The sequence below is a fragment of the Actinomadura meridiana genome, from assembly GCF_039537545.1.
Lineage (GTDB): Bacteria > Actinomycetota > Actinomycetes > Streptosporangiales > Streptosporangiaceae > Spirillospora > Spirillospora meridiana.
In genome coordinates, this window is the sequence record NZ_BAABAS010000015.1 from 315,671 (window position 1) to 333,932 (window position 18,262).

Sequence of the window (18,262 nt, forward strand, 5' to 3'; positions counted from 1 at the left end):
TCACCGAATCACAGCGCGTGCGGACGTGGTGTCGCGGCGGAAGGTTCACCTCCGTCCGAACCCGGTCACCTCGCCCGCGGACCGTTGACCCGGCACGGCTCCGTGCCGATCCTGGCTTTGTCATTTGTGGGTAAATGCTGGCTGTCAGGAGACGCGCCATGAAGGTCCTGATCACCGGGGGAGCCGGTTTCATCGGAAGCACGATCGCGTCGGCCTTCGTCGAACGCGGGATCACACCCGTGGTGCTCGACAGCCTCGTCACGGGCCGCCAGGACTTCACCGACGGAAAGATCTTCTACCGGGGCGACATCGGCGACGGCGACCTGCTCGACGAGATCTTCCAGAGCCATCCCGACATCGTCGCGACCGTCCACTGCGCCGCGCTGATCGTCGTCCCCGACTCGATGACCGACCCCCTGCGCTACTACCGCGTCAACCTCACCAAGACGCTCGACCTGGCCGGACACCTCGTCCGCAACGGCTGCGACCGGATGATCTTCGCGTCCACCGCAGGGCTGTACCGTCCCGAACCGGACCTGTCGGTGACCGAGTCATCGGTCCTCGAACCGCAGAACCCGTACACCCGGTCGAAGATGATGGCCGAACTCCTCCTCCAGGACTTCTGCAAGGCCTACGGCCTGCGTGTCATCTCCCTGCGCTACCTCAACCCGATCGGCGCGGACCCCCAGCTCCGCACGGGTCTCCAGAACAGCAAGCCCACCCACGCCCTCGGCAAGATGATCGAGTGCCACACCCTCGGCGTCCCGTTCACGATCACCGGCGTGAACTGGGAGACCCGCGACGGCACCGCCATCCGCGACTACATCCACGTCTGGGACATCGCCCGCGCCTTCTACGAGGCCACCGTCCGGTTCGACTCGATCGTCCCACCGCGCGGCGGCGGCTCCGGCTACGAGGTCATCAACCTCGGCACCGGCGACGGCACCACCGTCCGCGAACTCGTCGAGGCCTTCCGCGACGTCGTCGGCGACGGCTTCCGCGCCGAGGACGCCCCCGCCCGCCCCGGCGACGTGGTCGGCGCCTACGTCGACCCGGCCAAGGCCTGGGACCTCCTCGGCTGGAAGCCCGACTACACCATCGAGGACGCGATCCGCCACTCCCTCCAGTGGGCCGAACGCCGAGACATCGCCTGACAACCACGAACCGCGGGGTCCTGCTCATCCACCAGCAGGACCCCGCACCCCTGCCAGAAGCACTTTCAAAGAGTCAACCCGACGAGTTGCGAAACACCAAAGCACCCAAAAAAGAAACGATCCAAAAACCACAAAATCACCCCGTAGTGGCGCCACCTATACCCCAACATCTCCCGTAAGCGAGATCGACCACCGAACACTCCCACTGCCAACAATCGCCCCCGACCTCACCCACCGCCCCAACCACCCGCACATCCACATTCACCAACACCTCCGCCCAGACCGCCGTCACGCGTAGGCCGGGGTTGAGCCTCGACCAACTTCGCGAGGACTTCGCGCTTGCCTGAGGGGGCGTCACGTAGCACCTGTCGTGCGCGCAGGAGGGCGTCCACATCGGCAGCGGCGGCGGCGACCTCCGCGGCGACCGAGTCGATTCTCCCGAGCCCGGCGTCAGCCAGCCAGCGGGACACCTCAGCCCAGGAGTACAGCTTGACGCGAATGCCGTGCTGGATGGCCGGAGCGGGGAAACCTCCAGGCCCGCGTTCGCCGGTCGTCCAATGTCCGACCGCCGGGGCGGACCTGCCGGTCTTCTCGGCGATGTCGTCAATGGTGACCAGGTCCTCCATGGCGCCGGTCACCGACAGCCCACCGCGTTCGCAGTCGTCGATGGCAGACAGGATCGCCTCGGTCGCGTTGCGGGCCTCGCGCGAGAACATGACGGTGCCACCCTGCTCGTCTCCAGAGAGCTGCCCATCACCGCAACGCGAGTACAGCCGCTCAGCCGCCTCTTCAAGGTCGCTGATCGGACCGATCGCGAGTTCGAACCAGTAGGTGCCCATCAGTCTTCCTCTTCCTGGCGCGCGGTCACCGTGGCGTCGCGTCTGCCTCAGGATCTTCCGCGCCTCATGCTCGTCGACATCAGGTGTCCCGTTGATCGAGAACGGAGGGGAGCAACAGTCGGGCCCACCAGGGCACGAGGCCCGCGCATAGCCGTGAGTTCGACCGTTGGTGTAGGTGACCTGCCACCCGGCGTCCTCTAACTCTTTGATCGCAGCCCGTGTGTGCTTCCCTGGCAGGTAGTCACTGTACTACCCATGTAGGGCTAGACTAACGCCCCATTCCGTACAAACCAACCACAGTGGCTCTTGCTCTGTTACGAACAGGTCGATGGCTCACGTAGACGAGATCGGTGGCGGTAATGGGCAGGTTGGCGGATTGAGTTCAGCCGGGGACCCAATGTGTTCCCGGCCGTCGGCGTGACACCGCCCGCGTCCGTCGCCCAGCGCCGCTTGACGAGTCGGATCACAATCTCAGGTGCGGTCTTTTGGAAGGCGTCCAAGACCGTGGCCGGAACGTGGAGGTCAGGAGAACCTGGCGCGTAGTCAGTATGATGGCCTCCGTACTGGTGGCGCTCAAGGAGTACGCCGACATGGAGCGTGTGAACGGATACTCCTCTTCATGGCGCTGACTCAGCAGCTCGCACGAGTAACTCTGGAATACCTCGGTCTGTGCCGTGAGACAGCCCTGAGCGCAGTGGACGGGGACCCTCACTGGGATCCGCCGGACGGCGACACCTTGGATCTTGACTGGGCAATCTGGGAACTACTCACGTTCTACCGATGCATGCGCCCTGGTGACCGAAGCATCAGCGTCATCGAACGCAGCATTGAGGGAGACACCCGCGACGAAATCGGATTCCTTGACCACCTCAGTGTCTACGACGGATTCGGCGACCCGCCCGCACTGGTGACTCCCACCGCGGTGGCCGAAGTGGCCGACGAGCTCGCCATGTTGGACATCGAGCCCCTGCTTAGGACGCTTCCCGAATACAGGACGGCGGGTGGCTTCGCGGGCTCCAGCGGAGACCCACACACCTACCTCGTCGAGCACTTCGCCCAGCTACGGAACTTCTACGAGACGGCGGCAGCACGAGGCCTGGCCGTGGTGGTCTGGACCGACTGAGGACCACGGACCTACAACATTCTTAGCCGATGGCCGACGGGTCGGCGTTCACCCAGGCGAGCTGCTGATCGGTGCGATCGGCATAGGCGACACGACGCTGGTCGCCGTTCTTGAGCGTGACGTGGTCCTGAGATTATGGAGTTGATTGGACCTGTTGTGTGGACCATCTGGTTTCTAGCGTGGCTGTGTGACGAATCCGTTGTTGTTCTTGCTGGCCGTGTTGGTGCTGGTCGCTATCCCGGGGCCCAATCATCTGTACATCACCACGCGGAGCATCGGGGAAGGGCGTCGGGCGGGGGTCGCGTCGGCGCTTGGGGTTGAGACCGGGACGGTTGTGCATATGGGGGCTGCGGCGGCTGGGTTGTCGGCTGTGGTCGCTGCCTCGGCGACGGCGTTTGGGTTCTTGCGGTATGCGGGGGCGGCTTACCTGGTGTTTTTGGCTTATCGGACGTTGCGTGGACGGCATGAGGTCGGCGAGATGGAGCTTCAGCCTCGGTCGCTGCGTCGTGTGTATCTGGACGGGGTGCTGGTGAACGTCCTGAATCCCAAGGTCGTGCTCTTCTTTCTTGCGTTCCTGCCGCAGTTCGTTGACCAGGGTGCGGGGGCCGTGCCGTTGCAGATCGTGGTGATGGGGCTGGCTACCGCCTTGGTCGGGTTGGTGGCCGACCTTGCGTATGCGGTCGCGGCAGGGTCGATCGGTGCGTGGCTGCGTGCTCGGCCCGTGTTTCAGCGGCGGCAGCGGTACGCGACTGGGCTCGTCTATCTGGGGCTTGGTGCCGCTGCCGTGTTCGCGGGGCCGAGCAGCCACCGAAGCGCTAGTTGATGCGGAGTAGGCGGTGGAGGATGGACGGCTTGTCGAGTGTCCGGCCCGCCCGGAGGGGGACTTCAGCCGCACCGGCCTTGACGGTCGCGACCTGGGCGCCGTTTCTGGCCTGGTGTGGTGGGTCGCCTTGCGCGGTGACCCGGACGGTCAGGCCGGGCCAGCCGACCACGGTTACGGGGGACGCGGCGCGTAGGGGTGTTGTGCCGCCTAGGCCGTCGTCGACGTGGCCGACCCTCGCGCCCTTGGGGGCGAGTCGGGCCGCGACCAGCGCGCCTTCGGCCGCCCCTACGAGTTGTCCTGCCGCGCTCACCGCGCCTGCGGACGACGGGGAGTTCTGACCCATCACCGCACCCACGATCAGGGTTTCGACGCCTTGGACGTCTTTGCGGGCGGCGAAAACGAAGTTGCCGCCTGCCGCGTCGGTGTAGCCGGTCTTGCCGCCGACCACGCCGTACTGTCCCAGGAGGAAGTTGCCGCCTTCGCGTGGGGCGCCGCCGCCGTCCGGGACGTAGGAGTGGTTGTTCACGATTTCGGGGAAGGACGGGACGTCCATGGCCGCGCGCAGCAGTTTCACTTGGTCCGCGGCCGTGCTCACGGTTCGCGAGTCGTAGCCGCTGGGGTCGGTGTAGTGCGTGCCCGTCATGCCCAGGGATTTCGCCGCCGCGTTCATCTTGGCTACGAACGCCTGCTCGTTCCCGGTGTCCCAGCGGGCAAGTTCGTGTGCGACGTCGTTGGCCGAGATGATCAGAAGTGCTTCCAGGGCCTTCCGCTGTGTCAGCCGCTGGTTCGCGGTAATGCCGAGGAGTGACTCTTCACGCTTCTTGCGCATCGGGATCTGCGCAACCCCTTCAGGCGACACCGTCAGCATGGGGCCCGGCTTGCCCGGCTCCAGTGGGTGGTCGCGCAGGTACACGAACGCCGTCATCACCTTGGCGACGCTCGCGGTGGGGATCGGTGCCGATCCGCCCGACGTGCCCATGACGCCGAGACCGTCCACCAGCACGATCGCCTGTCCCACCGATGGCCACGGCAAGGCGGGGTTCTGCCCGGGGAACGTGTGGCTGGACGAAAGGGTCAGTTTGACGGTCGGATCCGGGACGGGCCGTACGAGTTGCCCGGCGACGAGCCCGACGACAAGCACCAGTGCCGCTGCGAGGATGATCGGCCAGCGGCGTCCGCGTCGGGCGGGTTCCGGGGCCGCCTCCATCGGAGGGACGGGTGGAGGGGGAGCGGTGTTCTCCCATGGCACCGTCCACTGGCCGGACGAGCGTGCCGCCGGGTAATGCGTCGACGGGTCGTGTGGGGGCGGGTTTTGTAGGGGTGGGTTCTGCGGGGGTGGTACGGGGAGTGGTTCTACCCGCGTGGGTCCTGCGCTGGTCGGTGGTGTTGGGGTGCTTTCGTTGGGGAGCTGGACGTGCCAGGGGCCTTGCGGGGGAGCAGCGGGGGCGGGCTTTTCGGCGTCGTCGTCCTTGGGACGGCGGATGGGGATGTCCGGTCGCGTCAGAGAGACCTTGTCGGGGACGCGGAACTCGGTGGTCTCGCTGTGGGCGGGGGTGGGTTCCCCGGTGTCCTCGTCCTTCGGGCCGGACACCACCGGCTCGTCCTGAACGTCGTCGTCCATGGCGCGGCCCTCCTTCGCTGGTTCCTCCAGGCGGACGGAGTGGCCCTCCCCGACAACCCCCGTACATCTTGAAGGATGCGCAGTTTATCTAGAAGGTTCGTGTGGATCGGCCCACGTGGTGGGGGTGTCGCGGACCAACGTGAACCCGGACGGGACGTTGCGGAGATACATCGCTGACAACGTTTCCGCACGGGAAGGTATCGGTGCGCATGTCATGGTGGTCGCGATGACCGTACCTCCGACGACGGCTCAGAAATGCGACGCGGATCTCATCGAGGGTTCGCTGACCGATCCGGAGTCGTTCGCCGCATTGTTCGATCGGTATTCCGTGATGCTCTTCCGCTACGTGTCGCGCAGGTTGGGACCGGGGCCAGCGGAGGACGTCGTCGGTGAGACGTTTCTTGCCGCTTTCAGTGGGCGGCACCGGTACGACCTGACGCAGCGCGACGCGCGGCCCTGGCTGTTCGGGATCGCGACGAAGCTCGTCGCACGGCATCACCGGGCGGAGGCCGCGCGCTACCGGGCGCTGCGCAGAAGCCCCGTGGACGGGCCCGTGGAGGGGCCAGACGACCGGGTCGCGGCGGGGGTGACCGCTTCGGCGTCGCGTCCGGCGTTGGCCGAGGCGCTCGCTGGGTTGCAGGGGCGTGACCTGGACGTCCTGCTGCTGGTGGCGTGGGGCGACCTCGCGTACGAGGAGGTGGCGCGGGCGCTGGACATCCCTGTCGGCACCGTCCGATCCCGGCTGAACCGGGCCCGGCGCAAGGTGCGCGCGGCGCTCGGCGACACGAACCCACTGCGGGACGACCCGATGGCGGAGGAGGCGTGACCATGGATGATCTCGAACTGATTCGCGACCTCGGCCGGGAGCTGGAGCACGAACCGGACGTAACGCTGCTCCGGCAGCGCAAGCGGCTCCTGGACGCGGCGTCGGGGCGCGGTGGGCGGCGCGGCCCGGGGCGGTGGACGTTGCTCGGCACGGTGGCGGCGGTGGCCGCGGCGGTGGTCACGGCCGCGGCGATCCTCGTCCCGACGGTGCTGCTGGACGGCCGGGCGCGTCCGGCGGCATCGCGCACGGCGCCCGGACTGGGGAAGACCCTCAACGTGCTGCTCATCGGCTCGGACGCGCGTAACGGCGGGAGTCAGGCGCGTGCCGACACCCTCGTCCTGATGCACGTTCCGGCTAATCGGAAGGACATTCGTGCGGTCAGCATTCCCCGCGACACCCTGGTGAGCATCCCCGAGTGCAAGGACTCCGACGGGAAGACCCATCCGGCGCAGCGCGGGCAAGTCAACGCGGCCTTCTCGCTGGGCGGAGCGGAGTGCGCGTTGAAGACGGTGGAGTCGTTGACGCGGGTCCGAGTCGACCAGACCCTGACGGTCGACTTCGGTGGGTTCAAGGGCATGGTGGACGCGCTCGGCGGCGTTGACGTCACGTTGCCGCGGTCGGTCGACGACCGGCAGTCCGGGCTGAAACTTTCCCCGGGCAGGCACCGGTTGAACGGGACGCAGGCGCTCGCTTACGTCCGGGTCCGGCACGGGCTCGGCGACGGCTCGGACCTGGACCGCGTCAAGCGGCAGCAGAAGTTCATGGCCTCGCTGGTGCACCGGGCTAAGGAGCAGCGGTGGAAAAGCCCTGTGCGCTTTGCCAAGTTCCTCGCGGCGGTGGCCGGTTCGGTCAAGTCTTCACCGCAGTGGGATGTCCGTGCTCTGGAGGCGCTTGCCGCCACGTTCGACGGGACCGATGTGGACGATGTCGGATTCCGCACCCTGCCCGTCCGTCCCGCGCCGAATGACCCGGCCAGGCTGGTGGTGGACACGAAGGCCGCCGAACGGGTGTTCGCGCCCTTCCGGAAATGACCGCCGAGGGCCGGTGAGTGATCCCGGTTTCGCCGGGTAGGGCCCGACTCGTCCCCGGGGCCGCAGACAGATCCGCGATGCTCAAGGAGCGAGTGATGGCAACGAAGGTGCGCGACATCATGACCGGTTCCCCGACCTCGGTGTCTCCGGAACTGGACATCGTGACCGTGGCGCGCGCGATGCGCGACGAGGACATCGGGGCCGTCCTCGTCGCGGAGGGCGACGACCTGAAGGGCGTGGTCACCGACCGGGACCTGGTCGTCCGGGGCCTCGCCGCCGGGGGCGACCCGGCCAAGGCGAAGATCGGCGCCATCGCCAGCAGGGCCACCGCGACCGTGGGGCCGGACGACTCGCTGGACAAGGCCGCGCAGATCATGCGGGAGCGGTCCGTGCGGCGGCTTCCGGTGCTGGAGGACGGGCGGCCGGTCGGCATCGTCTCCATAGGAGACCTGGCCATGGAGGAGGATTCCAGATCGGCCTTGGCCGACATCAGCGCCGCCCGTCCGAACTTCTGACCGGCGGGTCGCTATAGGCTCGCCAGGACGGCCAGCAAACGATCCAGGTCGTCTTCATTGTTGTAGTAGTGCACGGAGGCCCGTATCGCTGATGGAGCGGCGCGCACGTCGTATCCATGGGCGATCGGATGCGCGACGGTGACGTTCACGTCACGTGCTCTTGCGGCCTCCTTGATGGCGTAGGGGTCGTGGCCGTCCACGGTGAACGTGACAATGCCGGACGGTCGCGGACCCTTGTCGAGAACGGTCGTCCCAGGGTGGGTGGCCAGTTTGTCCCGCAGGTTCTGCGCGAGCCCTTTCACGCGCTCCTGGATCGCCGCCGTGCCGAGGTCCGCCGCGTAGTCGGCGGCGACGCCGAGACCGATCTGCCCTGCGGTGTACCGTTCCCAGGTCTCGAAACGGATGGCGTCGGGGCGGACGTCGTAGCCGTCCGGTGTCTTCCAGTCGGCGGCGTGCAGATCGAGGAACGGCGGCTCCAACGTCTGGACGATTTCGCGTCGCACGTACAGGAAACCCGTCCCGCGCGGGCCACGCAGGAACTTGCGGCCAGTCGACGACATCATGTCGCAGCCGATTTCCGTGACGTCCACGGTCAACTGGCCCACCGACTGGCAGGCGTCCAAGAGGAACAGGACACCGTGTGCCCTGCACAGTCGCCCGACCTCCGCGACAGGGTTCACGAGCCCGTTGTGCGTGGGGACGTGGTTGAGCGACACCAGCCGGACACCGCCCTTGGCCAGTTCGGCTTCTAGGGCGTCCAGGGAAATCGTCCCGTCGGGCTCGTCTGGGACGACCTCCACCTTCGCGCCCTTGGCCGCAGCCACCTGCCAGTAGGCGATCGTGTTACTGGCGTACTCGCCTGACGTCGTCAGGATGCGGTCGCCCTCGGCGAACGGGATCGCGTAGAACGCCATGTCCCACGCGCGGGTGGCGTTCTCCACGTAGGCGATCTCGTCCGCATGCGCGCCGATCAGCCTTGCCACGGCGTCGTAGAAGTGCTGGAGGTCCGCCGCTTTCTCTTCGGCGGCCTCATATCCGCCGATCGTCGACTCCAGCATGAAGTGGTTCTGCACCGCGTCGATCACCGGACGCGGCGGCAGCGCCGCGCCCGCGTTGTTGAGATGGGCCACGTTCGCACAGCCGGGGGTGTCGGACCGTAGATCATCAACGTTCACGTGCGGCCTCCCGATCGAAAAGAATGATCTCTCTCGAAAATGTCAGACCCGTCCGGCACTGTGTTCGTCGGGTGCCGGATCGACGCGGACGCCCTTGACTTCAACCAAGCTTGAGGTCGCATGCTCGCGGTGTACCGGCCAACGACCGACGGGGTTCGCCATGGACATGGAAGTCACGGCGTGGATGTCGCTGCACCACGCCATGAACGCGCGCGACAGCAGACCCCTCTCCAGGGCGACCCTGCGGCGCATCGCCCGGTTCGCCCGCCCGCACCGGCGGGCGTTGGTCTTGTTCCTGGTGCTCAGCGTGGCCATGGCGGTCCTCACGGTCGCGACGCCCGTGCTGGCCGGGCAGGTCGTTGACGCCATCGTCGACGGGTCCGCGACTTCCACGGTCGTGGGCCTCGCCGTGCTGATCGCCGTCCTCGCGCTCGCCGAGGGCGGTCTCGGCCTCGCCAACCGGTGGCTGTCGGCCCGCATCGGCGAGGGTCTGATCCTCGACCTGCGCACCACCGTGTTCGACCACGTCCAACGCATGCCGGTCGCCTTCTTCACCCGCACCCGCACCGGGGCGCTCGTCAGCCGCCTCAACAACGACGTCATCGGCGCGCAGCGCGCCTTCAGCGACACCCTCTCCGGCGTCGTCAGCAACCTCGTAACTGTTCTGCTCACCTTCGCGGTGATGGTCCGCATCTCCTGGCAGATAACCTTGCTCACCCTGGTCTTGCTGCCCGTCTTCGTTCTGCCCGCCCGCCGCATGGGCAGCCGTCTCGCGCGCCTCGAACGCGAGGCCGCCACGCACGACGCGGCGATGAGCACGCAGATGACCGAACGTTTCTCCGCGCCCGGGGCCACGCTGGTGAAGCTGTTCGGCCGCCCGGCCCGCGAGTCGGCCGAGTTCGCCGCCCGCGCGCGTCGCGTCCGCGACATCGGCGTCCGCACCGCCATGGTGCAGCATGTCTTCATCACCGCGCTGACCATGGTGTCGGCGCTGGCCCTCGCGCTCGTCTACGGCCTCGGCGGCTACTTCTCCCTGCGCGGCGACCTCGACGCGGGCGCCGTCGTCGCGCTGGCCCTCCTGCTCACCCGCCTGTACGCGCCGCTGACCGCCCTGGCCAGCTCCCGCGTCGAGGTGATGAGCGCCCTCGTCAGCTTCGAGCGCGTCTTCGAGGTGCTCGACCTGCGGCCCCTCGTCGCCGAGAAGCCCGAGACCCGTCCCGTCCCGGACGGGCCGGTCGCCGTCGAGTTCGACGACGTGCGGTTCGCCTACCCGTCCGCCGACAAGGTCTCCCTGGCCTCGCTCGAAGAGGTCGCCGCGCTCGACATCCGGGGCGGCGTCGAAGTCCTGCACGGCATCTCCTTCCGCGCCGAACCCGGCCAGATGGTCGCGCTCGTCGGTTCGTCCGGCGCCGGGAAGTCCACGATCGCGCAACTGCTCCCGCGCCTGTACGACGTCGACTCCGGCGCCGTCCGCCTTGGTGGCGTGGACGTCCGCGACCTGTCGTTCCAGACCGTCCGCGACACCCTCGGCATGGTCACGCAGGACGGGCACCTGTTCCACGAGTCGATCCGCGAGAACCTCCTCCTCGCCCGCCCCGAGGCCACCGAACCCGACCTGTGGGACGTCCTGCGCCGCGCCCGCCTCGCCACCCTCATCGAGGGCCTCGCCGACGGCCTCGACACCATCGTCGGCGAACGCGGCTACCGCCTGTCCGGCGGCGAACGCCAACGCCTCACCATCGCCCGTCTCCTCCTGGCCCGCCCCCGCGTCGTCATCCTGGACGAGGCCACCGCCCATCTGGACTCGACGTCCGAGGCCGCCGTCCAGGAGGCCCTGACCGAGGCCCTGGTCGGCCGCACCGCCATCATCATCGCCCACCGTCTCAGCACCGTCCGCGCCGCAGACCAGATCCTCGTCGTCGAAGACGGCGCCATAGTCGAACGCGGAACCCACACCGCCCTCCTGGCCGCAGGTGGCCGCTACGCCGACCTCTACCAAACCCAGTTCGCCGACCAACCCCCACTGGAACCCGTCCCCTAACCCATCCCTGCCGGGATCGGCGGCGGCCTCGATAGCCCCATCTCGCCCAAGCAGCCACCTCGAAACGAGCACCCCTGCCTGATGCCGAGGTTCGCAGCACTCCGGCATTGAGGGTCGGGCGTGCTCGGAGTGGGGCCGGGTTTGAGAAGTGGGAAGCGGGGATGACCCACACGGCGTGTGGATGGAGTGGCTGGGCCGTGTGATCGTGCAAACCACGGTGCGCCGATCCAGGGGCCGGACGAGGGAAGGGCGCGAGGATGGTTGATCGTGGTGAGCTGCCAGCACCCGAGCAGGGCCTGGTACTGACGCATTTCCTGACTGTGCGGGACGTGGCGAGGTCCCGCGCCTTCTACGCGGACATCTTCGGCGGCGAGGTCGTGCTGGAGGAGAACCCCGCCATCGTGAAGGTCGCCAACACCTGGATCATCATGAACCCCGGCGGCGGCCCCACTCCGGACAAGCCCGGCATCACCCTGACGGCCCCCGACCCCGGCGACCCGGTCTCGGCGTTCATGAACGTCCGCGTGGCCGACATAACCCTGTTCTACGCGGCGGCCACCGCCCAGGGCGCCGAGTTCCTGACCGAACCGATCGACCGCAAGGCCGAACTCCGCTGCTACATGCGAGACCCGGACGGCCACCTCATCGAGATCGGCCAAGCCACCGGCATGCTGGAGGGCGTTTACGCCGACCCACCCGCCACCTCCGGCTAGGCCGTCTCGCCGAAACGTGGAAGGGGCTCCGCAAGGTGCTAGAGCCGCGCCAGCAGGGCTTGGGTGTGGTTGCGTTCGGCTTGGGCGTCGAGGCGTTCGAACGCTGTGAGGGCGCGGGTCAGTTCGGTGCGGTCGTTGTGGAGGCGTCCGCGGGCGCGGGCCAGGCAGGCCGCGGCCCAGGCGTTCTCCTCGGCGAGCGGGGTGGCCGCCGCCAGCAGGTCCGCCGCGTCGGGCAGACGTGTCGCCGCGGCCAGTTCCGCGCCCGCCGCCCGCGCGTACGCCAGGTACTTGTCCAGTGGGGCGTCGACCGCGAACGCCGTGCGGACGAGGGGCCCGGCGGTGTCGTACCGCTCGTCGCGGAGGGCGAGGCGGGCCTCGACGAACACCGCGACCGGTGCCGTGCCGAGCGTGCCGCAGGCCACCTCCGCGGCACGCTCCCGCCACAGCGCCACCGACCCCGCGTCCTCGGTCATCGCGCTGGCCAGCACCGTCAGGCTCACGGCCGGGAGCATCCAGAGCGGGGCGGGGCGTCCGGCGCGTTCCCACTGGTCGAGCATGCGTTCGGCGTGGCCGATCGCGTCCTGGAAGCGGCCGGTCAGCACGAGTGGCTGGACGAGGCGGCTGGCCGTGATGTGGGTGTCGCGCAGCAGGTCGTCGTCGATGCCCGCGCGGGCGGCGGCCATCGCGCCGGGCAGGTCACCGGCCATGATCGCGTAGACGCAGGCGCGGCCGTAGGTGTTGCAGATCTCGGGTGCGCAGTACGGGTCGTCGCGGTCCATGGACGGCAGCAGCGCGAGGCGTTCGCGGGTGATGCGGTTGGCTTCGCGGAGCCGTCCGGCGTGCAGTGCCATGGTCCCGGCCGCGCACAGGCCGGAGCTGATCAGGACGGGGTCCGCGGTCGCCCGGGTGGCGGCGAGGGCGGTCGACGCGAGTTCGGGATCCGGCGCGCCCCTGTCCGGACCGGCCAGCCACGCGCGGGCCAGGGCCAGCCGCGCCGTGACCGCCGGGTCGTCGCCGGGCCCGGCCGCGACCGCCTCGTCGAGCAGGTCGCGCAGGCGCTCGTCCGGGACGCTGGTCTCGAACGCCTCGGGGAACCGGCAGGCCGTCTCGACCGCGTGGGCCAGGTCGATCGCCCGGCCGCGGTCGTCGCCCGCCCGTGCCGCCTGGTCGGCGGCGTCCAGGAGCAGCTCGTACACGTGCTGGTTGGAGGTGGTGCTGACGTGCGCGCACCCGGCTCCCGCGCGCAGGTCGCGTGCCGCCGACGCGGCGCTCGTCGCGAGCGCGGCGGCGGTCCGGTGGTGGGCGAAGGACTCCAGCAGGTGGCGGCGGGCGAAGGTCAGGTGCGCCAGCGCGCCCGCCAGCCGGTGCGTCACCTCGCCCGGACCGCCGGACGCGGCCAGCGCGGCGCGCAGGTCCGCGGCCATGGCGTCGAAGTCCTCGCGCCAGGTGGGATCGCCGATCCTGCCCTCCGTGGCGGACGCCGCGTCGGCTGCCCAGCGCAAGTGTCGCGTCCGGGTCTTGTCCTCCTCGCCGGCGGCCGTCATCTGCGCCAGCGCGAACGCGCGTACGGTCTCCAGCAGGCGCCAGCGGCTGACCCGCCCGCGCACGTGCACCACGAGGCTCTTGTCGACCAGTCGGCCGAGCAGGTCCGCGACGCCCGCGCGGTCCCCGCCGACGGCGGCCGCGGCGTCCAGGTCGAAGGCCCCGACGAACGCCCCGAGCCGCCGGAACAGGGTCTGCTCCTCGTCATCGAGCAGGTCGTAGCTCCACGACAGGACCGCGCGCAGCGAACGGTGCCGCTCCTCGCCGCCGCGTGCGCCGGACAGCAGGCGGAGCGCGTCGTCGAGCGCCGCGAGCAGTCCCGTGGGGCCCAGCGACGCGCCCCGGGCCGCGGCCAGCTCGATCGCCAGCGGCATGCCGTCCAGCCGCGCGCACAGTTCCGCGACCACCGCGGGCTCGGCCACGAACTGGGGATCCGCGGCCAGCGCCCGGTCGTGGAACAGCCGCTCGGCGTCCGAGCCCAGCGGCAGCGGGGCGATCGGCACGCTGCGCTCGCCCGGCACGCCGAGACGTTCCCGGCTGGTCACGAGGACGCGAGTACCCGGGCAGGCGGCCAGGATCCGCTCGGCGAACTCGGCGGCCTCGTCGATCACGTGCTCGCAGTTGTCCAGGACGAGCAGCGACCGCCCGGTGCCCAGCCGCGCCGCGACCGCCTCCTCCAGCGGCTGGTGCGAGCCCTCGGTCACCCCGAGCGTGGTCGCGACCGCGCGGGCCACGAACCCGTCGCGTACCGGGACCAGGTCAACGAACGCCCCACCGGACGGGAACAGCGCCACGGCCTCCTCGGCCGTCACCGCGGCCAGCCGGGTCTTGCCCACCCCGCCCGGACCCAGCAACGTCACCAGCCGGGCCTGCTCGACAGCGGCCAGGACGGCGGCGCGCTCGGCCGCACGGCCCACGAACGTCGTCCCGAACACCGGCGCCCCGGCCACCCTGCCCGGCTCCCGCTCCCCGGAGCGGGCCAGCTCGGCCAGCGCCCACCGGTCGGCCATGCCGTACTTGCGCAGCAGCGACGACACGTGGCTCTCCACCGTGCGCACGGAGATGTGCAGCCGATTCGCGATCTGCGCGTTGGTCAGCCGCGCACCCAGCGCGGCCAGCACCTCGGCCTCCCGCTCAGAGATCCGCTCCGCCACCCTGAGCCCCTTTCCGTGGCAGCGTCCGTGGTGTTCCACGGTCAGCACGGATGACCGCACATCCCCGTCGGGGCGACGCTGGAGGCACCTGACAGGGGAGGAACACCATGAACACCCTAACCGTGCGTCCCGCCGCAGAGCTGGACGAACTCCTTACCTCGGTACGCGGCGCGGTCGCCCGCGGCGCCGACTGGCACGAGACCGCGTCATACGTCGGTGAGGCCCTGCGCGAGCACCTGCCCTCGCCCGACGTTCTCCCCGCGGACCTGCTCGGCGGTGAGCGCGGCACCTACCGCGGCCACCGCCTGCACGTGGAGCCGGACGGCTCGTTCTCGATGGTGGCGATCGCCTGGCAGCCCGGCGCGCTGACCCGCGTCCACGACCACGTGACCTGGTGCGTGTTCGGTGTCCTGGCCGGGGTGGAGCACGAGGACCTGTACACCCTCTCCGAGGACGGCACGACCCTGATCGAGAACGGCCACAACCCCAACACGACCGGTGAGGTCAGCGCCTTCGCCCCGCCCGGCGACATCCACCGTGTCCGTAACATCGGCGACGAGACCGCCGTCTCCCTGCACATCTACGGGACCGACCTGAACCGCGTTGGCTCCAGCGCCCGGCGCTTCTACGACCTTCCGGTCCAGAGCTGACAGGAGACACGACATGACCACGCCGAGCGAGATCACCGAGATCCTGAACCGTCCGCTGAGCCAGGAGTTGCTGGCCCGCGACATCACCCGTCTGGCGTACGTCGCCAAGGACGGCACACCGCGGAACGTTCCCATCGGGTTCAGCTGGAACGGCACCGAGATCGTCATGTGCACCGCGAAGAACGCCCCGAAGCTCGCCCACCTCCGCCAGAACCCGGCGGTCGCTCTGACGATCGACACCGAAGTGCACCCGCCCAAGATCCTTTTCATCCGCGGCCGGGCCGAACTCGACGTCACCGACACCATCCCGGACGAATACCTCGAAATGAACAGCACCTACCAGATGACGCCCGAGCAACGGGTCGAGTGGGAGGCCGGGGTGCGTTCGCTCTACGACGAGGGCATGGTCCGAATCGTCGTCACCCCGACCTGGGCGAAACTGATCGACTTCGAGACGACCCTTCCGAGCGCCGTCGAGGAACTGATCCAGCGGCAGGCCGAAGGCCAGGCATCCGACTCCGAAGGGCAGGGGACATGACGCTTCGAATGGACCACGTCAGCGTCGTCGTCGCCGACCTCGACGCCGCCATCGCCTTCTTCGCCGAGCTGGGCATGGAGCTGGAGGGCAAGGCCCCAATCGAGGGCCGCGCGGCGGAGCGGGTCAACGGGTTCGACGACCTGCGCGTGACCATCGCGATGATGCGGACCCCGGACGGCCTCGGCAAGGTCGAGCTCACGAAGTTCCACTCGCCGGTGGCGATCAGCGCCGAGCCGGACCCCGCACCGTCCAACACGCTGGGCATCCGCAGCATCATGTTCGAAGTCGACGACATCGAGGACACCGTCGCCCGCCTGCGCCCCCACGGCGCCGACCTCGTCGGTGAGATCGTGCGGTACGAGGACGTCTACCTGCTCTGCTACGTCCGCGGTCCCCAGGGCATCATCGTCGCGTTGGCCGAAAAGCTTCGGTGACCAGCGTCGGTGCCGCGTCCGTATCGGTGAGGACTTGGTGGAGGGTGCGGAGGACGTGGGAGCGCCAGCCGCTGCCCATGCCGTGGAAGGCGAAGGCGTGGACGGGGTCGTCCAGGTCGAAGCCCGCATGGCGGATGAACATGCGGGTGCCGTGGCCTTCGGGTGTCAGTCGCCAGGTCACCGTTGTGTCGAGGGTGCCGCCGCCCCAGCTGATGTGCAGCAGGCGGGGCTCGTCCAGGTCGAGGACGCGGCAGACGATGATCCCGTCGAAGTCGATGTTCGGGATCGGGCGGGTCGTGAACGTGAAGCGGTGCCCCACCACGGGCTTGAAGTCGTTCGGCATCAGCCAGCGCGCCAGCAGCTTCGGGTCGGTGAGCGCCCGCCACACCTTGGCGGGCGGATGGGGCAGGAACTCGTCCACCTCGATGGCCGCGGGCTCGCCGCTCACAGGTCCTCCTCGTCCAGGAGAGTGCGGAGGTTGGCGAGTTTCTCGAGCCAGAAGCGTTCGTAGGGGTGGAGCCATTCGGACAGTTCGCGTAGCGGGGCCGCCTCTAGTTGGTAGATGCGCTGGCGGCCGTTGCGTTGCTCGCTGACGAGCCCGGCGTCTCGAAGCACCTTGAGGTGTTCCGAGACGCTTGGACGGCTCATCGTGAAATGGGACGCCAGGTCGTTCACCGGGCGCGGCCCGTCCAAGAGGAGTGCGGTCAGTTCGCGGCGGACGGGGCTTGCGAGCGCCGCGAAGACGTCCAGGTCGGCGGACATGTCAGCGCTCGGCGAGGACGAGGCCGTTGCCGTCGGGGTCGGTGAGCGTGGCCTGCCGCCCCCAGGGGAGGTCCTGCGGCCCGTCGACGTCGACTCCGGCGCGGCGGAGCTGTTCGCAGTCGGCGTCCAGGTCGGACGTCTCCAGCATCAGCCCGTGCATGCTTCCCGGCGCCACGTCCGGCACGTGATTCGCGAGGACGACATTGGTCTGCGCGCCCTTCGGAGCGAGCTGGAGCCAGCGGACGGGGCCCATCGACTGGTCCGACACGACCTCGAAGCCGAGGGCGTCCGTGTAGAAGGTCTTGGCGGCGTCCTGGTCGGACACGGGGATGGTCAGCAGCCGCACATGCGTGATGTTCATGCGCCCGAAGATACGTAGGAGGCTGCCTACCTGTCAAGCGTAGGCAGTCTCCTACGTATCGACTCTGGCCTGCGGGCTTGCGGGACGGGTGCGGCGGCCATAGGCCCGGGGGTTGTTGTCGATCAGTCAGCGGGTGTTGTGGAGGCTCCTTGCCGATCTCCGGGTGAGGGCGTACCGCGCCGCCACGGGGAGGTGGGGTGGGCGTGGTCAGTCGACCAGGGCTCCGGCGGAGATGTTGACCTGGGTCGAGGTGAGGCTGGCGGCGTGGTCGGACGCGAGGAACGCGGCGACGCGGCCGACGTCGGTAAGGGTCGCGGCGCGCTTGAGGAGGGTGGCGTCCACGAGCTGCTGCTTGATCTGCGCGGTCTCCGGGATGTCCGGGAAGGACTCGGGCACCCCGCCGGTCCGCATCGACAGGACGCGCACCGAGTGCGGGCCCAGCTCGGCGGCCCACTGGCGGCGCATCGCCTCCACCATGTCGAAGGCGATCTGCGCGTTGCCGAGGCCGGGCATGCGGTTGCCGCTGTCGGAGCCGCCGAAGTGCAGGACGACGCCCGACCCCTGCTTGATCATGTGGCGGGCGGCGGCCTGGGTGGTGATCAGGAACGTCCGGGCCACCTTCTCCATGGACGCGGCGAAAGCGTCGACCGGCATCTCGATCATGGGCGAGAACAGCGCGTCGTGCGAGATGAGGTTGACCGAGACGTCGACGCTCCCGGCGGTCGCGGCGACGGAGTCGACCCAGCCGTTGACGGCGTCGGCGTCCAGGGCGTCCACGCGGGCGGTCTCGACGAGGCCACCGGCGTCCCGGATCCGCGCGGCGACGGTGTCGAGCGTGGCGGGGGTCCGCCCGGCGAGGAAGACCCGGGCGCCCTCGGCGGCGAAGGCCCGCGCCATGGCGCCGCCGATCGTCCCGCCGCCGCCGTAGATGATCGCGGTCTTGTTCTCCAGAAGCATCGT

General features: G+C 69.2%; 19 protein-coding genes. 11 read left to right on the forward strand and 8 right to left on the reverse strand.

The window, feature by feature from the left end:
- The first annotated feature begins 158 nt into the window (after window positions 1–158).
- Window positions 159–1,154, forward strand: coding sequence for a UDP-glucose 4-epimerase GalE (galE, locus tag ABD808_RS22605; RefSeq protein WP_344899859.1), 996 nt, complete (start codon window positions 159–161; stop codon window positions 1,152–1,154).
- A 227-nt stretch (window positions 1,155–1,381) separates the two neighbouring features.
- Here galE and ABD808_RS22610 read toward each other — a convergent pair whose 3' ends face one another.
- Window positions 1,382–1,993: a hypothetical protein gene (locus ABD808_RS22610; protein ID WP_344899861.1), complete on the reverse strand. Its 612-nt coding sequence runs from the start codon at window positions 1,991–1,993 to the stop codon at window positions 1,382–1,384.
- A gap of 619 nt (window positions 1,994–2,612) precedes the next feature.
- Here ABD808_RS22610 and ABD808_RS22615 point away from each other — a divergent pair.
- Together ABD808_RS22615 and ABD808_RS22620 are read left to right on the forward strand one after the other, a co-directional pair.
- Window positions 2,613–3,116, forward strand: coding sequence for a DUF1877 family protein (locus tag ABD808_RS22615; protein ID WP_344899863.1), 504 nt, complete (start codon window positions 2,613–2,615; stop codon window positions 3,114–3,116).
- Between the two features lie 187 nt (window positions 3,117–3,303).
- The gene (locus ABD808_RS22620) at window positions 3,304–3,939 is read left to right on the forward strand and encodes a LysE family translocator (RefSeq protein ID WP_344899865.1); all 636 of its coding nucleotides are present in this window, start codon (window positions 3,304–3,306) and stop codon (window positions 3,937–3,939) included.
- Here ABD808_RS22620 and ABD808_RS22625 read toward each other — a convergent pair.
- Window positions 3,932–5,560 (reverse strand): D-alanyl-D-alanine carboxypeptidase family protein, encoded by a 1,629-nt coding sequence (locus ABD808_RS22625; RefSeq protein ID WP_344899867.1) that lies wholly within the window; start codon window positions 5,558–5,560, stop codon window positions 3,932–3,934. The genes ABD808_RS22620 and ABD808_RS22625 overlap by 8 nt on opposite strands.
- Before the next feature lie 226 nt (window positions 5,561–5,786).
- Here ABD808_RS22625 and ABD808_RS22630 point away from each other — a divergent pair, with 226 nt between their 5' ends.
- The 3 genes from ABD808_RS22630 to ABD808_RS22640 all read left to right on the forward strand — a co-directional run bounded on the left by ABD808_RS22630 (window position 5,787) and on the right by ABD808_RS22640 (window position 7,932).
- Complete coding sequence (locus ABD808_RS22630; protein ID WP_344899869.1) at window positions 5,787–6,386, forward strand: RNA polymerase sigma factor; 600 nt, start codon at window positions 5,787–5,789, stop codon at window positions 6,384–6,386.
- A 2-nt stretch (window positions 6,387–6,388) separates the two neighbouring features.
- Window positions 6,389–7,417, forward strand: a complete 1,029-nt coding sequence (locus ABD808_RS22635) for an LCP family protein (RefSeq protein WP_344899871.1) — start codon at window positions 6,389–6,391, stop codon at window positions 7,415–7,417.
- Window positions 7,418–7,512: 95 nt separating this feature from the next.
- Entirely contained in the window at window positions 7,513–7,932 is a 420-nt protein-coding gene (locus tag ABD808_RS22640) for a CBS domain-containing protein (RefSeq protein WP_344899873.1), read from the forward strand.
- Between the two features lie 11 nt (window positions 7,933–7,943).
- Here ABD808_RS22640 and ABD808_RS22645 read toward each other — a convergent pair whose 3' ends face one another.
- Entirely contained in the window at window positions 7,944–9,107 is a 1,164-nt protein-coding gene (locus ABD808_RS22645; RefSeq protein ID WP_344899875.1) for an aminotransferase class V-fold PLP-dependent enzyme, read from the reverse strand.
- A gap of 160 nt (window positions 9,108–9,267) precedes the next feature.
- Here ABD808_RS22645 and ABD808_RS22650 point away from each other — a divergent pair, with 160 nt between their 5' ends.
- Both ABD808_RS22650 and ABD808_RS22655 read left to right on the forward strand, forming a co-directional pair.
- Entirely contained in the window at window positions 9,268–11,148 is a 1,881-nt protein-coding gene (locus ABD808_RS22650) for an ABC transporter ATP-binding protein (protein WP_344899877.1), read from the forward strand.
- 257 nt (window positions 11,149–11,405) lie between these two features.
- Entirely contained in the window at window positions 11,406–11,861 is a 456-nt protein-coding gene (locus tag ABD808_RS22655; protein WP_344899879.1) for a VOC family protein, read from the forward strand.
- A gap of 38 nt (window positions 11,862–11,899) precedes the next feature.
- Here ABD808_RS22655 and ABD808_RS22660 read toward each other — a convergent pair whose 3' ends face one another.
- Window positions 11,900–14,557: an ATP-binding protein gene (locus ABD808_RS22660; protein WP_344899881.1), complete on the reverse strand. Its 2,658-nt coding sequence runs from the start codon at window positions 14,555–14,557 to the stop codon at window positions 11,900–11,902.
- A gap of 107 nt (window positions 14,558–14,664) precedes the next feature.
- Between ABD808_RS22660 and ABD808_RS22665 the strand changes: the two genes are divergently transcribed.
- From ABD808_RS22665 to ABD808_RS22675, 3 genes are read left to right on the forward strand one after another with little or no spacing between them, the layout of a single operon-like run.
- The gene (locus ABD808_RS22665; protein WP_344899883.1) at window positions 14,665–15,207 is read left to right on the forward strand and encodes a cysteine dioxygenase family protein; all 543 of its coding nucleotides are present in this window, start codon (window positions 14,665–14,667) and stop codon (window positions 15,205–15,207) included.
- Between the two features lie 13 nt (window positions 15,208–15,220).
- Entirely contained in the window at window positions 15,221–15,745 is a 525-nt protein-coding gene (locus tag ABD808_RS22670; RefSeq protein WP_344899885.1) for a pyridoxamine 5'-phosphate oxidase family protein, read from the forward strand.
- A gap of 8 nt (window positions 15,746–15,753) precedes the next feature.
- Window positions 15,754–16,179: a VOC family protein gene (locus ABD808_RS22675; protein ID WP_425548967.1), complete on the forward strand. Its 426-nt coding sequence runs from the start codon at window positions 15,754–15,756 to the stop codon at window positions 16,177–16,179.
- Here the strand turns inward: ABD808_RS22675 and ABD808_RS22680 are convergent.
- The 4 genes from ABD808_RS22680 to ABD808_RS22695 form a co-directional block, all read right to left on the reverse strand.
- Window positions 16,148–16,627, reverse strand: coding sequence for an SRPBCC family protein (locus tag ABD808_RS22680; RefSeq protein WP_344899889.1), 480 nt, complete (start codon window positions 16,625–16,627; stop codon window positions 16,148–16,150). The genes ABD808_RS22675 and ABD808_RS22680 overlap by 32 nt on opposite strands.
- On the reverse strand, window positions 16,624–16,941 hold the full coding sequence (locus tag ABD808_RS22685; RefSeq protein ID WP_344899891.1) for an ArsR/SmtB family transcription factor: 318 nt from the start codon (window positions 16,939–16,941) through the stop codon (window positions 16,624–16,626). The genes ABD808_RS22680 and ABD808_RS22685 overlap by 4 nt, the downstream gene beginning before the upstream one ends.
- A 1-nt stretch (window position 16,942) precedes the next feature.
- Window positions 16,943–17,302 (reverse strand): VOC family protein, encoded by a 360-nt coding sequence (locus ABD808_RS22690; RefSeq protein WP_344899893.1) that lies wholly within the window; start codon window positions 17,300–17,302, stop codon window positions 16,943–16,945.
- Between the two features lie 207 nt (window positions 17,303–17,509).
- Window positions 17,510–18,259 (reverse strand): SDR family NAD(P)-dependent oxidoreductase, encoded by a 750-nt coding sequence (locus ABD808_RS22695; RefSeq protein ID WP_344899895.1) that lies wholly within the window; start codon window positions 18,257–18,259, stop codon window positions 17,510–17,512.
- Window positions 18,260–18,262 lie beyond the last annotated feature (3 nt).